This window comes from Pseudomonas sp. C8002 (assembly GCF_013385765.1).
In the GTDB taxonomy this organism is placed as follows: domain Bacteria; phylum Pseudomonadota; class Gammaproteobacteria; order Pseudomonadales; family Pseudomonadaceae; genus Aquipseudomonas.
In genome coordinates this window covers 521,106-538,509 of record NZ_JACAPJ010000007.1, presented here as the reverse complement: position 1 = coordinate 538,509, position 17,404 = coordinate 521,106, and the positions used below count along the sequence as shown (strand labels likewise).

The following is a 17,404-nucleotide window of genomic DNA, read 5'->3' as shown; positions in this document are numbered from 1 at the left end:
ACCACGCTGGCCGAACGCAGGCTTTGGAGCGTGGGTAACCCGGCAGGACGCCGGGTTAGCCGTCCTGGGCCAAGGATGGCCCATGACGGCGGCCCACGGTCCAAAGCCGGAGTGAGGGCACACCGAGCCTAAGCGAGGTGCCGAGTGGTGGGGCAAGAGCGTTTTGCTTACTTTTGCGCTTTTCAAAAGTGAGCCGCTGTAAGAGCGGAACCAATACAAGCCGTAACCGAAGGAATGGATATGTACTCAACCAAACGAAGCCCAAAAGCATGAGCCTCCTGCCCTACGCCTGGGCCAAATCCCAACGTATCCTCCTTCACCCGGGAACCCAGGGCCCGACGCTGACCATCTGCCCCTCCACCCCCGGCTGGTCCATCAGCGAAGTCCACCGCCAGTTCGGCCAAACCCACCTGATCCAGGTGCGCGACGACGAACTCGACGGCCTCCTGGCCACTGCCTACGCCGACACCGGCAGCGCCGCCGCCGTCGTGGGCGCCGCCGAAAACGAAGTCGACCTCGACCGCCTCATGCAAGACATCCCCGAAATCACCGACCTGCTCGACACCCAGGACGGCGCCCCGGTGATCCGCATGATCAACGCCTTGCTCACCCAGGCCGCCCGCGACGAAGCCAGCGACATCCACATCGAACCCTACGAAACCCACTCCGTGGTGCGCTACCGCGTCGACGGCACCCTGCGTGACGTGGTGTCCCCGCGCAAGGCCCTGCACGGCGCTCTGGTCTCACGCATCAAGATCATGGCCCAACTCGATATCGCCGAAAAACGCCTGCCCCAGGACGGCCGCATCGCCCTGCGCGTGGCCGGTCGCCCCATCGATATCCGCGTCTCCACCGTGCCCACCGGCCATGGCGAGCGCGTAGTGATGCGCCTGCTGGACAAACAAGCCGGCCGCCTGCAACTGGAAACCCTCGGCATGGACCCCGCCGTCCTGGCCAAACTCGACACCCTGATCCGCCAACCCCACGGCATCGTGCTGGTCACCGGCCCCACCGGCAGCGGCAAGACCACCAGCCTCTACGCCGCCCTGGCCCGGCTGGATGCGAGCACCAGCAATATCCTGACCGTCGAAGACCCGGTGGAATACGACCTGCCGGGCATCAGCCAGATCCAGGTCAACGCCAAGATCGACATGACCTTCGCCCTGGCCCTGCGGGCAATCCTGCGCCAGGACCCGGACATCATCATGATCGGCGAAATCCGCGACCTGGAGACCGCACAAATTGCCGTCCAGGCCTCGCTCACGGGCCATCTGGTGCTCGCCACCCTGCACACCAACGACGCCGTCTCGGCGGTCAACCGCTTGATCGACATGGGCGTCGAACCGTTCCTGCTGGCCTCGTCACTGCTCGGCGTATTGGCCCAGCGCCTGGTGCGTCGGCTGTGCCCGCACTGCAAGCAGGAAGACCCGGCCGCGCCCGGCACCTGGCGGCCTGTCGGGTGCGCGCAGTGCAACCAGATCGGTTACAGCGGGCGTACCGGTATCCATGAATTGTTCTGCATCGACGACGAGCTGCGCGGGCTGATCCACCAGGGCGCCGGCGAGCAGGCCTTGAAAGCCGCCGCACGCCGCGCCGGCATGTTCAGCATGCGTGAGGATGGCGATCGCTGGGTACGCAGCGGCGCCACCGCCCCCGAAGAAATCCTGCGCGTAACACGGGACGCCTGATGAACCGATACCGCTACGAAGCCGCCGACGCCAGCGGCAAGCTGGAGTCCGGGCACCTTGAGGCAGACAGCCAGAGCGGCGCGTTTGCCCACCTGCGCAGCCGCGGCCTGACGGCCTTGCGGGTGCAGGTCGAGAACAACAACGAGCGTGCCGGCGGTGGCAGCCGGTTCAGCGCCAAGCTCTCGGACAACGACCTGGCCTGGGCCACGCGCCAGCTGGCGAGCCTGCTCGGTGCGAGCTTGCCACTGGAGGCCGCGTTGAGCGCCACGGTGGAGCAAGCCGAGAAAAAACACATTGCCCAGACCTTGAGCGCGGTGCGCGCCGATGTGCGCAGCGGCATGCGCCTGGCCGATGCGTTGGCCGCGCGGCCCCGGGACTTTCCGTCGATCTATCGGGCGCTGATCGCGGCGGGGGAGGAGTCCGGCGACCTGGCCCAGGTCATGGAGCGCCTCGCCGACTACATCGAGGAGCGCAATAACCTGCGGGGCAAGATCCTCACGGCGTTTATCTACCCGGGCGTGGTGGGGCTGGTGTCCATCGGCATTGTGATTTTCCTGCTCAGCTACGTGGTGCCGCAGGTGGTCAGTGCGTTTTCCCAGGCTCGCCAGGACCTGCCGGGGCTGACGTTGGCGATGCTCAATGCGAGTGACTTCATCCGCGCCTGGGGCTGGCTGTGTTTTGCCGGGATCGTGGGTGGTTTCTGGAGCTGGCGCCTGTACCTGCGCAACCCCGTGGCGCGGTTGAGCTGGCACAGCCGGGTGTTGCGCCTGCCGTTGATCGGGCGTTTTGTACTGGGCCTCAACACCGCGCGGTTTGCCTCGACCCTGGCGATTCTCGGCGGGGCGGGCGTGCCGTTGTTGCGCGCCCTGGAAGCGGCGCGCCAGACCTTGTCCAACGACCGCCTGAGCCAGTGCGTCACAGATGCCACCGCCAAGGTGCGCGAGGGCGTCAACCTGGCGCCTGCGCTGGCGGTGGAAAAGGTCTTTCCGCCCGTGCTGATCCACCTGATCGCCAGCGGCGAAAAAACCGGCTCGCTGCCGCCAATGCTCGAGCGCGCGGCGCAAACCCTGTCGCGGGATATCGAGCGTCGGGCGATGGGCATGACGGCGTTGCTTGAGCCACTGATGATCGTGGTGATGGGGGCCGTTGTGCTGGTCATCGTCATGGCCGTCCTACTGCCCATTATCGAAATCAACCAACTGGTGACCTGACTGCTGACGAAACACGATCAAAAAGGTGGGAGCGGGCTTGCTCGCGAAAGCGGTGTGTCAGTCAACACATGTCGCGCCTGATCCACCGCTTTCGCGAGCAAGCCCGCTCCCACATTTGAATCGCGTTTCTTCAAGACTATTTTCGCGCGCCTGACACGCGGGTCCCAACCTCGGGTTCCTCATTCTGTCATCTGCCCAACCCCACCACGCGGCCCGTAACGCCTCCAGCCCGGTCCTCGAAATCCGCGCTGAAACCTCGCTGTCACCTCACCCCCAAACCGCTCAAAAGTGTGACCAAAACACCCGAGAATCTTTTTAAAAATCAAGCCGTTCCTCCCGAGGTTTTTTCCTTTAGCTGTCATCGGATGCTGCGAAATTTCATACCCATGGCCTCACCCCTGGGTACCCCCCGGAACACAGCCCGGGACCGAAGCCATAGCGTCATCTACCCCAACGTACAAACACGACGAAAGGAGCTTCTTCATGTTTAAGCGCAACGTTCTCGCGGTATCCATGACCCTCGCTGCACTGTGCTCGGCCCAGGCTGCCATGGCAGACATCAACGGCGGCGGCGCCACCCTGCCACAACCGCTGTACCAGACCTCCGGCGTATTGACCGCCGGTTTCGCCCCGTACATCGGCGTGGGCAGCGGCAAGGGCAAACTGGCGTTCCTGAACAACGACTACAGCCAGTTCGGCACCGGCACCAAGAACGTTCACTGGGCGGGCAGCGACTCGAAGCTGACCTCGACTGAACTGTCCACCTACGCCTCCACCAAACAAGCGACCTGGGGCAAGCTGATTCAAGTGCCTTCGGTCGCCACTTCGGTTGCCATTCCATTCAACAAGGCCGGTACCAACGCAGTTGACCTGAGCGTTGATCAACTGTGCGGCGTGTTCTCGGGCCGCATCACCACCTGGAACCAACTCCCGGCTACCGGTCGCACCGGTAATATCGTGGTGGTTTACCGTAACGAAGCCAGCGGCACCACCGAGCTGTTCACCCGTTTCCTGGCGGCCAAGTGCGTCAATGAGTCCAAGAAATTTGTGGTCACCACCAACTTCGCGGACAGCTTCGGCGTGCCACCAGGCGCTGTGCCTGCCGTGACCAGCCAAGGCGTGATGACCGCGCTGAACGCCGGTGATGGTCGTATCACCTACATGAGCCCGGACTATGCCGCGCCTACCTTGGCTGGCCTGGATGACGCCACCAAAGTGGCCAAGGTCGCCGGTGTTTCTCCAGCCCCTGATAACGTTTCCGCCGCCATCGCTGCTGTGCCCGTACCGGCTGCTGCCAACGTCGCCAACCAGAACGCCTGGGTACCGGTGTTTGCTGCCGCCGCCGATGCCAACGACCCAAGCGTCGTGCCTTACCCAAGCAGCGGTTATCCGATCCTGGGCTTCACCAACCTGATCTTCAGCCAGTGCTACGCCGACGCCACCCAGACCTCGCAAGTGCGTGCATTCTTCACCCGTCACTTCGGTGCCAGCGCCTTGAACAGCAACGACAACGCGATCAAGGCCAACCGCTTCGTGCCACTGCCAGCTGCCTGGAAAGCCGCGATCACCAGCAACTTCGTTACCGCAACCAGCGCGCTGAGCATCGGCAAGTCTGATGTCTGCAACGCCATCGGTCGTCCGCTGTAACCCACGCTTTTACCGACCGGCAACACCCGATCAGCAACGGCCTGTGCCGTTGCTGATTTTTGCGTTTGCGGCTCGGCTATCAGCCTTACATGAACTTTCCATGACAGAAGTTCAGTCCCGCCCCTCGCCAACCGCCTAACTCCCATACGTGACGCACGTCGCCAGTTCCCCATGGGCAAAAATAAAGAAGGAAGCTTCCTGATGGTCCGCTGCAAACCACCGGTCAACCTGAATGCCCAAGGCCCTGGCGGCCAGACGGTCCTGCGCCTCAAACCCCTGGCCCAGGCGATTGCCTTGTTCATGGTGGCAGGCAGCGCCCACGCGGCGACAGCGTTCAGCTCCGGCTGGTTTGCCGACAAGGGTGCCTCCCAGGCGGCGACAGCGGCCCGCCTCAACGGGGCGCAGGTGCCGGGGATTCCGTCGTTGAATCAGCAGGCGCGGGCGAACCAGCAGTTGTCACGTTCCATCAGCACGCTCAACAACAGTGTCGCGGCGATTGCGGCCCAGCAGGCCGCCCAGGCCGCTGGCCGGCAAGCGGCGCTCGGCCAGGTCTCGACGATTCCCGACGGCCTCGGCAAGGGCGGCTTGCAGGTGGACAACAGCCTGACCCAGGGCTGGACCAACGCCAAGGGCCCGACCCAGAGCCAGTCCGGTGGCAAGACCACGGTGACCATCGAGCAGACCGCCGACAAGGCGATCCTCAACTGGGAAACCTTCAACGTCGGACGCAACACCACGGTCGATTTCCAGCAGCAATCGAATTGGGCCGTGCTCAACCGTGTCAACGACCCCAACGCGCGCCCCAGCGAAATCCAGGGCCAGATCAACGCCCCTGGCACAGTGATGATCATGAACCGCAACGGGGTGATCTTCAGCGGCAGCAGCCAGGTCAATGTGCGCAACCTGGTGGCGGCCGCCGCCACCATCACCGATGACCAATTCACCCAACGCGGGATCTATGTGGATGCCAACGGCACCCAGCCGACTTTCACCGACGCGGCGGGCAAGGTCGAGGTGCAGCGCGGCGCGTTGATCCAGACTCACAACCCGGCCACCTCTACCGACGCCGGTGGCTATGCCTTGCTGCTCGGCTCGGAGGTCGAGAACGCCGGCAGCATCATCACCGCCAGGGGCCAGGCCACCCTGGCCGCCGGCGACAGTTTTTATATCCGCAAGGGCGTCGGCACCACCGGCAACGACCGCTCCACCACCCGTGGCAATGAAGTGGCCACCAGCCTCAAGGCCGGCAGCACGTCGGGCAAGGTCAGCAACAGCGGCCTGATCATGGCGTCGACCGGCGACATCACCCTCACCGGGCACCAGGTGCAGCAGAACGGCGTGGTCCTGGCCAGCACTTCGGTGGATACCCGTGGCACGATTCACTTGCTCAACGCCGCCAGCGATGCCACCGGCAGCGTGACCCTAAGCGAGGGCAGCACCACGGCGATCCTGCTGGACGCCAGCGGCAGCACCGCCCTCAACAGCCAGAAGGACAACGGCCTGATCAAGCTCGACGGCTTGCCTGCCAACCTGATCACCGGTCAGTTCAACAACCTCAGCGCGGTGGCCGACCGCACTGACCAGTCGCGGATCGAGATCGTCAGCGGCGGCACTGTGGATTTGCGCAAAGGCTCGATCACTCTGGCCACCGGCGGCCAGGTGGCGGTCAGTGCCGGCCAGCGCAGCCTGGTGCGTGACGGCGCGATGATCGACGTGTCCGGCGCGATTGGCGTCAAGGTGGCGATGGAAGCCAACAACATCAAGATCAACGTGCAGGGCAACGAACAGCGCGACGCGCCCGCCAACCGTGACGGCGGGCAATTGATCAACAACGACGTGTGGGTCGACCTGCGGGACCTGGTGTTCGTCCCGGCCGGCACCAACGGCTATGCGACGGACCGCTGGTACACCGCCGGCGGGCTGCTGGAAGTCGGCGGTTACCTGGGCACCCAGGGCCACTCGGTCGGCGAGTGGATGGCCCAGGGCGGCACTGTGACGTTCACCGGCAAGGACGTGGTGACCCAGCAGGGGGCCCAGGTCAATCTGTCGGGCGGCACCGTCGATGTGCAGGCCGGCTACATCCGCCAGACCTGGCTCAAGGGGCCTGACGGCCAGCTCTATGAGCTGTCGAAAGCCCCCGGGGACATTCTCTACGCGGGGATCTACAAGGGCTTTGAAGACACCAGCGTCCGCTGGGGCCGCAGCGATTTCTACTACAACCCGCTGGTGGCCCAGCAAAGCCGCTACGAGGCGGGCTACACCGTGGGCCGCGACGCCGGCAAGCTGGTGGTGGGCACCACCAACGCGGTGCTGGAAGGCCAGTTGATCAGCGATGTATTCCAGGGCGATCGCCAGACCCAGGCACCGAATATCAACCTTGATGGTTATCAGCAGTCACAGCAGGCCATGGCCCAGCGGGCGCAGTTGATCATTGGCCAGTACACGCCGGTGTACAACAAGGCCACCGGCACCTTGCGCTACGCCTTGACGCCGACCATCGACCAGGTGCTGATCGAGGGCAGCGCGCAAAAAATCGCCGACGGCCTGGGCCTGGCCACTGCGCTGCCGACCGAACGCCAGGGCAAACTGGTGCTCGACAGTGACCAGCTCAATGGCTACCGATTGGGCGCGATCAAGGTCGGCGCAAAGCAGCAGATTGACGTCAATGGCGCACTCAAGGTGGCTGACGGCGGCGACATCACCCTGTTCGGCCCCGTGGTTTCAGTCAATGCCAACCTCACGGCCCACGGCGGCAGCATCAACGCGGGCAACCTGCTGAATCAGGTCGACCTCAATCGCTCCAATGTCGTTGGCGATGTGATTCTGCCGGGCATCGGCCGGCTCGATGTGGCCGCCGGAGTCAAGCTGGACAGTTCCGGGCGCTGGAATAATCTGGCGCTGGACCCTTCGGCCACTGATGGGGTGGCGTATATCAACGGTGGCAAGGTGTCGTTGCGCAGCTCCGGCGACGTGAACCTCGCGGCGGGCAGCCTGGTGGAAACGTCGTCCGGGGCGACCATCGGCCTGGATGGCAAAGTCGGGGGCGGCAAGGGCGGCGACGTGACCGTGGGCGCACTGGGGGCTTTGGACCTGGGCGCCGAGATTCGCGGCTATGGCGTCAGCGCAGGCGGCACCCTGACCTTGCAGGCCAACAAGGTGCAGATCGGCCAGAGCCCGCAGGCGCCGGATGCCAAGACCTTGCAGTTGGCCGGGGATTTTTTCAACAAGGGTTTTTCGGCCTATGACATTACCGGCAACGAAGGATTGCTGGTCGCCGATGGTACTCAGGTGGATGTGAACGTGCCGGCCTATCGGCTCTCGGAGCAGGCCGCCACGACGCCGGGCGGCGGCGACGCGGCCAGCGTCATGGAACGCTGGACCCCGCCGCTTTACCAGGAAGACGCCAGCAAGGGCGTACTCGGCCAACGCCGTGGCGCCAGCCTGACCCTTTCCGCCGGCCACCTGGAGTCGCCTGCCGAGCAACTGCCGACAACCGCGCTGGTGGTCGGCAAGGGCGCGGTGATCAGCGTCGACCCGGGCCAGTCGATCAACCTGCGCAGCATCGGTCAACTGACGGTCGACGGCACGCTCAATGCCTGGGGTGGCAGCGTCAACCTGAACGGCCTGACCACGCGCGCGTTCGAGCCGGCCAACGCGGTTGGCCACGGCCGCTCCATCTGGCTGGGTGAAAACGCACTGATCGATGTCGCCGCCCGGGCCGCGACCGCCGTGGACAATCGCGGGAGCCAATACGGGTTGGTCCGTGACGGCGGCAAGATCAGCATCGGTGGCGAGATCAACCTGAGCACCGGCACGGTCACTGCCAGCGACCTGTTTGTGGTGGTACGCGAGGGCGCCCGGCTGGACGCGTCGGGCACGCAAGCGGTGTTGGATGTGCCGGGGCAGGGCGCAACCCGGGTGGCCAGCAATGGCGGCAGCATCAGCCTGGCGTCCAACAATGGCTTGTACCTGGACGGCAGTCTGGTAGCCCGGGCCGGCGGTGCCGGCGCAGCGGGCGGCAGCCTGAACGTAGCGCTGGACAGCCCGTATTACACCAAGAGCAGTGTCACGGATCGCGTGCTGAAGGTGCGTGAACTGGTGCTCGGCCAGACCCATCAGGCCCACCCGCTCGCCGGCACCGCCGCCGACGCGGCCGACAGCCTGGAATACGGCCACGCTCGCCTGGGCGTCGACCAGGTCAGTGCGGGCGGCTTCGACAACCTGGCATTGATGAGCAACGGCCTGTTGAGTTTCGACGGCGATGTGTCCTTGAACATGGGCCAGAGCCTGCGCCTGTACAGCGGTGCCTTCAACCTCAGTGAGGGCGCGGCAGCCAATGCCCGGGTGAATCTGTCGGCACCGTCTCTGCTGCTGTCCGGCATGGATTCGCCGGCCCGGGAGTTCTACGTGAACCCGGTGTCGGTGTTGCCGTTACCCTCGCTGCGCGCCACCGAGGCGCAGTTCAATGCCAGCGGCAGCTTGATCGATGTGCGCGGCAGCGTGTTGTTTGGCAGCAAGGGCAAACTGCGCCAGGCCGACGACAGCCTGGTCGGCCTTGAGCGTCGCGGCTTTGATCAGGTCAACCTGACCAGCCAGGGCGATCTGCGCTTCCTGGCGGGTGCGAACCCGGACGGCGTGGCCTTGAGGGTCAGCACCCAGTTATTGACCCAGGGCGACATGACCTTGCGGGCGGCGCAGTTGTATCCGGCCACGGAGGTCGGTGCGCGGGTCATTGCCGGCTACCTGAGCGAATTCAACAGCCTCAACATCACGTTCGACCCGCTGCGCACCCTGACCATTGGCCGTACCGGCAACACGGATGCCGCGGTGCCTTACTCGGCATTCGGGCGCCTGCAACTGGGCGCCGCGACGGTGCGGCAGGGCGGTGTGGTGCGGGCGCCCCTGGGGTTGATCGATATCGGCAGCATGGGCAGCAGCCAGGTGCATTTGCTGCCGGGCAGCGTGACCTCGGTGAGCGGCAGGGGCCTGGTGCTGCCGTATGGCGGCACCCTGGACGGGCAGGTCTATAAGTACAACGGCAAGACCGTGACGTTTGTCGGCCAGGGCGGGCTGGTCAACCAGGACGCGGAACTCAGCGTCGGGGTGATTCTCGGCGGCCAGTCGGTGCAGGTGCAGCCTGAGGCTACCCTGGACCTGTCGGGCGGCGGCGAATTGCTGGGGGCCGGTTTCGTTTCCGGGCGCGGAGGCTCTACGGATGCGCGCTACAGCCCACTGGTGCAGTTTGGTGCCAATGGCGGTTTTGTGTTGCCGGGCCTGGGCACCAACCCGATTTACGCCATCGTGCCCGGGGTGCAGCCTGGCGCGGCGCCGGTGGCACCGGAGAAAGGCGCAGTCGATCCGTTGGTGGGCCAGCAGGTCACCATCGGCGCCGGAGTGCCGGGGCTGCCGGCGGGCACTTATACCCTGATGCCGTCCACCTACGCCTTGATGCCCGGCGCTTTCCGCGTCGAGATCAACGGCCTGGCCGGGCTCGGCAGTGATGCCGCCACCCAGCGCATGCGCAATGGCTCCTGGTCCACCGCCGGGCGCTTGTCCATCGCCAACACCGGGATCGGCAACAGCGTTGCCAGCCAGTTGATTTTGACCTCGGCCGATACCTTGCGTCGCTATTCCCAATACAACGAAACCAGCTACGCCCAGTTCGCCATGGCCGACGCTGCGAAACAGGGTGTGCCACGCCCGATGCTCGCCGTCGACGCCAAGACCCTGAAACTGGCCTTGCGGCCAGGGGGCGGCGCTGATGCGTTTTCGTTCCAGGGCATAGGCCGTTTTGAGGCCGCGGCGGGTGGCTATGGCGGCGCGGTGGCGGTGATTGATCCAGGCAAACTGGGTATTGAAGTCGTCGCGGCGGGCAGTTCCGCAACCAGCGGTTTTTCCGGCATTACCTTCAACGATGAGAGCCTCAACGCCTTGGGAGCCTCGCGTTTGATGGTGGGGGGGATGACGGCAGTTACGTATGGCCAGTCCGGGAATTACATCGTGCTGGCTGGCGGTACGAGTCGGGCCAACAGCACCGTCACGCTTCGGGAAGGTGTGACGCTCGCAGCGCCGGAAGTCTTTTTGTTGAGTGACACCAACGCGATCGTCCTGGAGCAGGGCGCATCCATCAACACCATCGGCCGTGGCAAAGCCAGCTACGACGCTCGTGACGGTTTTATCTACAAAGTCACCAATATGCTGGCGGCGTCCAACGGCTTGCTCAATGTCATTGCATTCAATACGACGGTGCCCAGCGGCGGGATCAGCATCGGTGTGTGTGACACGGGCCTGTGCAGCGGGCAAACCGGGCTGTACTCCGAAGGCAGCATCGTGGCGTTGACCAACAATACCTTCCAGTTGGGCGACCAGGTGCGCTACGGCACCCGTCACCTCAACCTGGGGGTCAACACCATTAACCTCGGCAGCGCCCAAGCCCTGGCCGCTGCCGCTGTGGCCAATCAGTTGCCGGCCGGCCTGACACTCACCCAGGCGCTTCTTGATCGCCTGCTCAAAGGTGATTCACAGTTCGGTGCGCCGGCCCTGGAAACCCTGCAGCTCTCGGCGCGGGACAGTTTCAACTTCTACGGCAGTACCTCCCTGGACACCTATGACCCACTGACGGGTAAGTCGCGGCTGAGCAACCTGATGCTCTCCACTCCGGCGATCTACGGTGCCGGTGCCGGTGGCGACGTGGCCAACATTCATACCGCCAACCTGATCTGGCAGGGCGCGACCACCCCACCGGGCTCGGTGATCGCCGGCGGGGCGGGCACTGGCAGCGGGCGCCTGGATATCAACGCCGAGCGTATTGAGTTCGGCTACGGCGCCTTTGCCCAGACCAACACCGTGAGCAGTTTCGATCGCCTGGCTTTGGGCTTTGCCAGCGTGAACCTCAATGCCAGCGAGCGCATTACCGCCAACCACAAGGGCAGCCTCTCGGTGTATCAGAGCCAGGGCGCCTATGACCCGGTGAAGGGCTTCCAGTACAGCGGCGGCGACCTGAATATCCTCACCCCGCTGATGACCGGCGAAGCCGGTTCGGTGAACCGCATGACCGCAGGTGGGGCGATTGATATTGCAGCGTCCGTGGGGGCGCGTGGCAAGGCCGACGGCCAGGGCGCCGAACTGTCCCTGCAAGGCGACAGCATTCGCCTGGCCACGGCGGTAGTGCTACCCAGCGGTAAAATCAGCCTGAGCGCCCGGGGTGATGTGGTGCTGACGGATGCGGCGTTGATCGACGTGGCCGGTGGCGCCACTGTGTTCAACGATGTGACCCAATACGGCGCGGGCGGCACTGTGCTGCTGGACAGCCGCAGCGGCAACATACTGCAGGCTGCCGGCTCGACCATCGACCTCTCGGCCAAAAACAACCAGGCCGGCAAACTGCGGGCGGTTGCGGTGGACGCGGCGGGCGGTATCGTCGACCTGCAAGGCACGATCCTCGCCGGCAGCAGTGGCTATTACGATGCGGGCGGGACCACGATGCCTTATGAGGCCGGTACCGTGGAAATCCAGGCCCAGCGCCTGGGCAGCAGCGGTTCGCTGGACCAGCAGTTCGCCGACCTCAACCAGCGCCTGAATCAAGGCCAGGTGTTCGGCACACGCAGCTTCCAACTCAAGCAGGGCGACTTGACCATCGGTAATGGCCTCAAGGCCGGCACCGTCAACGTCTCCGTGGACAACGGCAGCCTGCGGGTCACCGGCCTGGTGGACGCCAGTGGCGAGCGCGTCGGCAGCATCAACCTGGCCGGCAAGCACGGCCTGACGCTGGACGGCGGCGCGGTACTCGACGCCCATGGCAGCAAGCTGCGGGTGGACAGCTACGGCAAGATCATCGACTCGCCCAACCGGGCCATGGTGGTGCTCGGCTCCGGCACCGGTCAACTGACCCTGGCCGATGGCGCACGCATCGACCTGCGCCACGGCACCAAGGCGGTCCAGGGCAATGACGGGCGCAACCGCGGCACCCTGGAACTGAATGCACCACGGCTGATCAACGTCGATGGCACCAGCAACGACATCAACATCGATGCCCATGGCCGCCTGACGATCCAGGGTGCGCGCTCGATCACCCTCAACGGCATGATCAGTTACGACGATGCGCCACTGGTCACCGATCCGACGGCCAGCGGGCGGCCTTACCAACAGATCGACCAGGCCTACCTGGATGGCAAGCATGTGCTGAGCACGGCCTTTATCAACGGTGCATTGCTCAACCAGAACCTGCTGCAAAACAAACTCGCCGGGCTTAACAATGCAACCTACGCCGATGCCTTCCACCTGCGCCCGGGCGTGGAAATCGTCAGCAAGACCGCGGACGGTGACCTGGTGGTGCAGGGCGATCTGGACCTGTCCGGCTACCGTTACGCCAGCCTCAACCCCAACAGCCAGAAAACCTCGGTGTATGGCTCCGGTGAGTCGGGCAGCCTGACCCTGCGCGCCGGTGGCGACCTGAATATTTACGGCAGCATCAACGACGGTTTTGCACCGCCACCGCAGACCGTCGATGACAAGGGCTGGGTGTTGTTGCCGGGTATCGACTTTACCGGGGGCACGATCATCGTGCCGGGTAACGGCATCACCCTGGCGGACGGCACGACCTTCCCGGCGGGCACCGTGCTCAACTACGACCTGCCGATCAAGGCCGTGGGCGTGGCCGCCGGAACGCGCTTGCCGACCCGGGCGACGCTGAACCAGGACCTGACGCTGCCTGCCGGTACGGTATTGGCCGCAGCGGTGTTCGACAGCGCGGGCAATCTGCTGTTTGCCGCAGGCACGTTATTGAGCCAGGCACACACCCTGGCGGCCGGCTCACAGCTGGACGCCGGCAGCCTGCTGACCCAGGACACCCGGCTCGGGGCGCTGACCTGGCCCAAAGGGGTGCCGTTGCCGACGAACTACGAGGCGCTTAACCCGACGCAAAACTACGTGACCCTCAATGGCGACATACCGCTGCCGCGCGGCGCGTTGATTCCTTCCGGCACCAACGTCAAGTTGCCGGGCGGGGCTGAGTCGGTGGCGTTGCGCCCGGAAGTGGCGGGGCGCCAGGGCAAGCTGTGGGCCCTCTCGCCGATGCTGGCCGAAGGTTCGCAATCCTGGTCGCTGCGGTTGGTCGCAGGTGCTGACACCGAGGCGGCCGACAGCCGCATCCTGCAAGCCCATCCGCGCAGCGGCGACCTGCGTTTGGCTGACAGCCACTACGGCATGTTTGCCAAGGAGATGCCCGCCAAGGGCAAGTTGACCTGGACCGCCTTCGCGGTGGAGGACTTTGCGGCCAATGGGGTGGTGGTCAAGGAAGGCGACCCGATCGACCAAAAGATCCTCGATGATTTCGGGCTGGGTTCGATTGACGATTTCTGTGCGGGCAATCCGGCGTACTGCGCCGTGAAAGTTGGCTATGTCTGGACCGAATTCGGCGCCAAGGACCTGGCGGACAACGGGATTATCGTCACCGTCGGAACGCCGATCGAGCAAAGCATCCTGGACCAGTTCGGTATCCCTTCCATCGATGAGTTCTGTGCAAGCTCGCCCGCCTACTGCCAGGCCCAAAGCGGCAAAGAGTATGCGGCGACCCCCTCCAGCAGCCGTTTCAGTGTGATTCGCACCGGTACGGGCGACCTCGAACTGCTCAGCGCCGGCAACTTGAGCATGGACTCCCTGTACGGGGTCTACACCGCCGGTACATCGTCCACTGCAACCGGTGCCAGTGACCCCTACAACCAGCCCAAGGCGCTGAACAGCGCGAAGACGGTGCTGAACGATACCAACAGTTATTTTGAACAGTTCGTCAACGGCTCATCTGACAGCCTGTACCGTGCCTGGTACCCGGAGGCAGGGGGGAATTTGAGCATGAACGTGGGGGGCAACCTGACGGGGAATATCCTGGGAGGCGTCTTCAACCCAAGTCGGCCCAACCCCCTGGATAACGGCATCGACTCCGCCGATGTGGCCAACTGGCTGTGGCGCCAGGGCAGCGGCACGGTGAACACCGGCGGGCAGGCGCAGCCGACGGCCTGGTGGATCAATTTCGGGAGCTATACCGCCAACGCCTCCAAGGCTGATGCGTTCGTCGGGTTTACCGGTTTCGGCACCCTCGGCGGCGGTGACGTAGATGTTCAGGTAGGCGGGGATGCCGGTGTGCTTCGGCGCATGGACGGCAACCCAATGTCGGCCTCTGCCAACCCGCGCAGCCAGGGGCTGGTGCTGGCGGTCGGCAGTACCGGGCGGGTTGCCGGTGATGGCAGCCTGCAGTTGACGGGCGGTGGTGATCTGCGGGTGCGTATCGGTGGCGCCCTGAACCCTGGCAGCGTGGTTGATGTAAACGATCAGAACGGCCAGTTGGTGAATATCCGGGGCAATGTCCAACTGCAAAGTGCGACCACGGGCCGGATCGACCTGACCTACGGCAGCAACAGCTCTGAGCAGAGCCCGGGCGAAACCCGCGCATTCGATCCGTTCCAGGCGACCCGTGGCCGGGCAGTGGGGGGCATCACCCTGGTGCCGGGGGATGCCACATTCAACCTGACGACATTGGGTGACCTGGTGCTGCAGCAAGTGATTGACCCGGGCCGTGTCGTCCTGCTGAACAACTCATCGTTTACCCGTGGCGGGACGAGTGGGACCGGCGAAAGTTGGTTCTCGTTGTGGACCGGGCACACGGCAATCGACCTGTTTTCAGCGGGGGGCAACTTGACGCCATCTGTCTCCGCCGCAGCGTCCGACCTGGCAACCGTCTACCCATCGATCGTTCGAGCGACGGCGGCTGGCGGCAGTATTTATTACGGTAACGCCGTCCTGGGGTACCAAGCCGATACGAGTCCGATAAATGCCTTGGTGCTCGCCCCCGGTGCCAGCAGCCAGTTGCAATTCCTGGCCCATGACTCGATTTATGCGGGCGGTATGTTTGTCACGCCTTCCGGGGCCGACCCCAGCATCATGGCCACACCTTGGCGGCCGGCGTTCGTCGGGACCATTGATGGTCAGGTGGTTGCCGATGGCAACAATCTGTCGGAGAACGGTAGCTCGTCGGGTTCCATTCCGCGTCCTTTGTTTGCCTTTGGCTCCGCCACGGCGTCGGCAGCCGCTTACGCGCCAACGGAACCGGCGCGGTTCTATGCCTTGACCGGCGATCTGGTGGGGGTCAGCAGCGGCCGGACCCTGACGTTCAATTCTTCCCCCACGTTTTTGCATTCGGGGCAGACCTGGTACGAGGGCAACGGGCCGGTTTGGATGATGGCGGGGCGAGACATTGTCAGCAGTGGCAGCCGTTTTAATACGGCCCCCGGTGCGGTCAGCGAGCAGTCGACCGGCAACCTGTTCATCCACAACAACCCCACTGACATCTCCATCGTCTCCGCCGGGCGCGACATTCTGTACAGCAACTTCCAGGTTGCCGGTCCTGGCCTGCTGGAAGTGACGGCGGGCGGCAATATCCTGATGTCCGGGCGTGACCCGGCGAAGGGCGGCGAAGTCAGCATCACCAGCCTGGGCCCGGTGGTCGCGGGCGACAACCGCCCTGGCGCAGGCATCGTCATGCAAGCTGGCGTCGGCCCCAACGGCCCGGATTACCGGCGCTTTGTCGAGGCCTACCTGGACCCGGCCAACCTCGTCCAGCCAGGCGAAGCCCTGTCGATCCAGGGCGGCAAGGTCGCCAAGACCTATGAGAACGAACTGGTCACCTGGCTCGCCGAGCGCTTCGGTTTCGTCGGCACCCGCGAGCAGGCCCGCGCGGTTTACGCCGCACTGCCCGCTGAACAGCAACGGGTGTTCGCCCGTGATGTGTACTTCGCCGAACTCAAGGCCGCCGGCCGTGAGTACAACGCGGTGGGCGGTGTGCGCCAGGGCAGCTATGTACGGGGGCGTGCGGCGATTGCCGCGCTGTTCCCGGACAAGGACGTGGCCGGCAACCCGATCACCTACAAGGGCGATATCACGTTGTTCGGCGGCTCCGGTGTACACACCAATTTCGGTGGCTCGATCCAGATGCTCACCCCGGGCGGTGGGCAGACCTTCGGCATCGAAGGCGCGGCACCGCCGTCCACCGCCGGTGTGATCACCCAGGGCGCCGGCGATATCCAGCTGTATTCCATGGGCAGCATCCTGCTGGGCCAGAGCCGCATCATGACCACCTTCGGCGGCTCGATCATGGGCTGGTCCGGCGAGGGCGACATCAACGCCGGTCGCGGATCCAAGACCACCGTGGTGTACACGCCGCCCAAGCGTGTCTACGACAACTGGGGCAACGTGACCCTGTCGCCGGCGGTGCCGAGCACTGGGGCGGGGATTGCCACCTTGAACCCGATTCCCGAAGTGCCGGCCGGAGACATCGACCTGATCGCCCCGCTGGGCACCATCGATGCGGGTGAAGCGGGGATTCGGGTCTCGGGCAACATCAACATTGCCGCGTTGCGCGTCGTTAATGCCGCCAACATCCAGACCCAGGGCAAGTCGTCCGGGGTGCCGGTGTCGGCGGCGGTAAACACCGGGGCCATGACCTCGGCGAGCGCAGCCGGTGCGGCGGCGTCCCAGGCGGCGGAAGATGCCGCGCGTAGCCAGCAGGCGGCGGCCAAACAGGGCCGGGCGTCGATTGTCACGGTGGAAGTGTTGAGCTTTGGCAGCGAGCCAGTGGAGCGCAAGCCGGAGGACGGGCAGAAGACTTCGGGCTACAACCCCAACAGCCCGGTGCAGGTACTCGGCGCCGGACCGTTGAGTGACCAGGCGCGGGCGCGGTTGACGGATGAGGAGCGCCAGCAGATCAGCTTGTAGTTTTAGAAAAGGACCTCTCGTTGTATTTGGGGCGATCATTGATCGCCCCTTTTTTTCGTCTTGGGGTCCCGGCTTTCCCCGGTGGATGGTGGC

4 protein-coding genes are annotated in these 17,404 nt (G+C 64.7%); all 4 read left to right on the top strand.

What is annotated here, in order from left to right; translation table 11 throughout:
• Positions 1-269: 269 nt before the first annotated feature.
• The 4 genes from gspE (at position 270) to HX814_RS13800 (ending at position 17,311) form a co-directional block, all read left to right on the top strand.
• A complete protein-coding gene (gene gspE, locus HX814_RS13815) occupies positions 270-1,688 on the top strand; it encodes a type II secretion system ATPase GspE (RefSeq protein WP_087694715.1) in 1,419 nt (472 codons plus the stop codon).
• Positions 1,688-2,899 carry a type II secretion system inner membrane protein GspF gene (gene gspF / locus HX814_RS13810; RefSeq protein ID WP_177008690.1) on the top strand — a complete coding sequence of 404 codons (1,212 nt, stop codon included), beginning with the start codon at positions 1,688-1,690 and terminating at the stop codon, positions 2,897-2,899. The genes gspE and gspF overlap by 1 nt, the downstream gene beginning before the upstream one ends.
• Before the next feature lie 483 nt (positions 2,900-3,382).
• On the top strand, positions 3,383-4,546 hold the full coding sequence (locus HX814_RS13805) for a substrate-binding domain-containing protein (protein WP_003210472.1): 1,164 nt from the start codon (positions 3,383-3,385) through the stop codon (positions 4,544-4,546).
• Positions 4,547-4,747: 201 nt separating this feature from the next.
• A complete protein-coding gene (locus tag HX814_RS13800) occupies positions 4,748-17,311 on the top strand; it encodes a filamentous hemagglutinin family protein (RefSeq protein WP_177008689.1) in 12,564 nt (4,187 codons plus the stop codon).
• Positions 17,312-17,404 lie beyond the last annotated feature (93 nt).

Bases quoted from the DNA above. Each gene is read 5' to 3' on its own strand.
- HX814_RS13805 (WP_003210472.1), top strand. From the start codon at position 3,383: ATGTTTAAGCGCAACGTTCTCGCGGTATCCATGACCCTCGCTGCACTG.
- HX814_RS13800 (WP_177008689.1), top strand. From the start codon at position 4,748: ATGGTCCGCTGCAAACCACCGGTCAACCTGAATGCCCAAGGCCCTGGC.
- gspE (WP_087694715.1), top strand. From the start codon at position 270: ATGAGCCTCCTGCCCTACGCCTGGGCCAAATCCCAACGTATCCTCCTT.
- gspF (WP_177008690.1), top strand. From the start codon at position 1,688: ATGAACCGATACCGCTACGAAGCCGCCGACGCCAGCGGCAAGCTGGAG.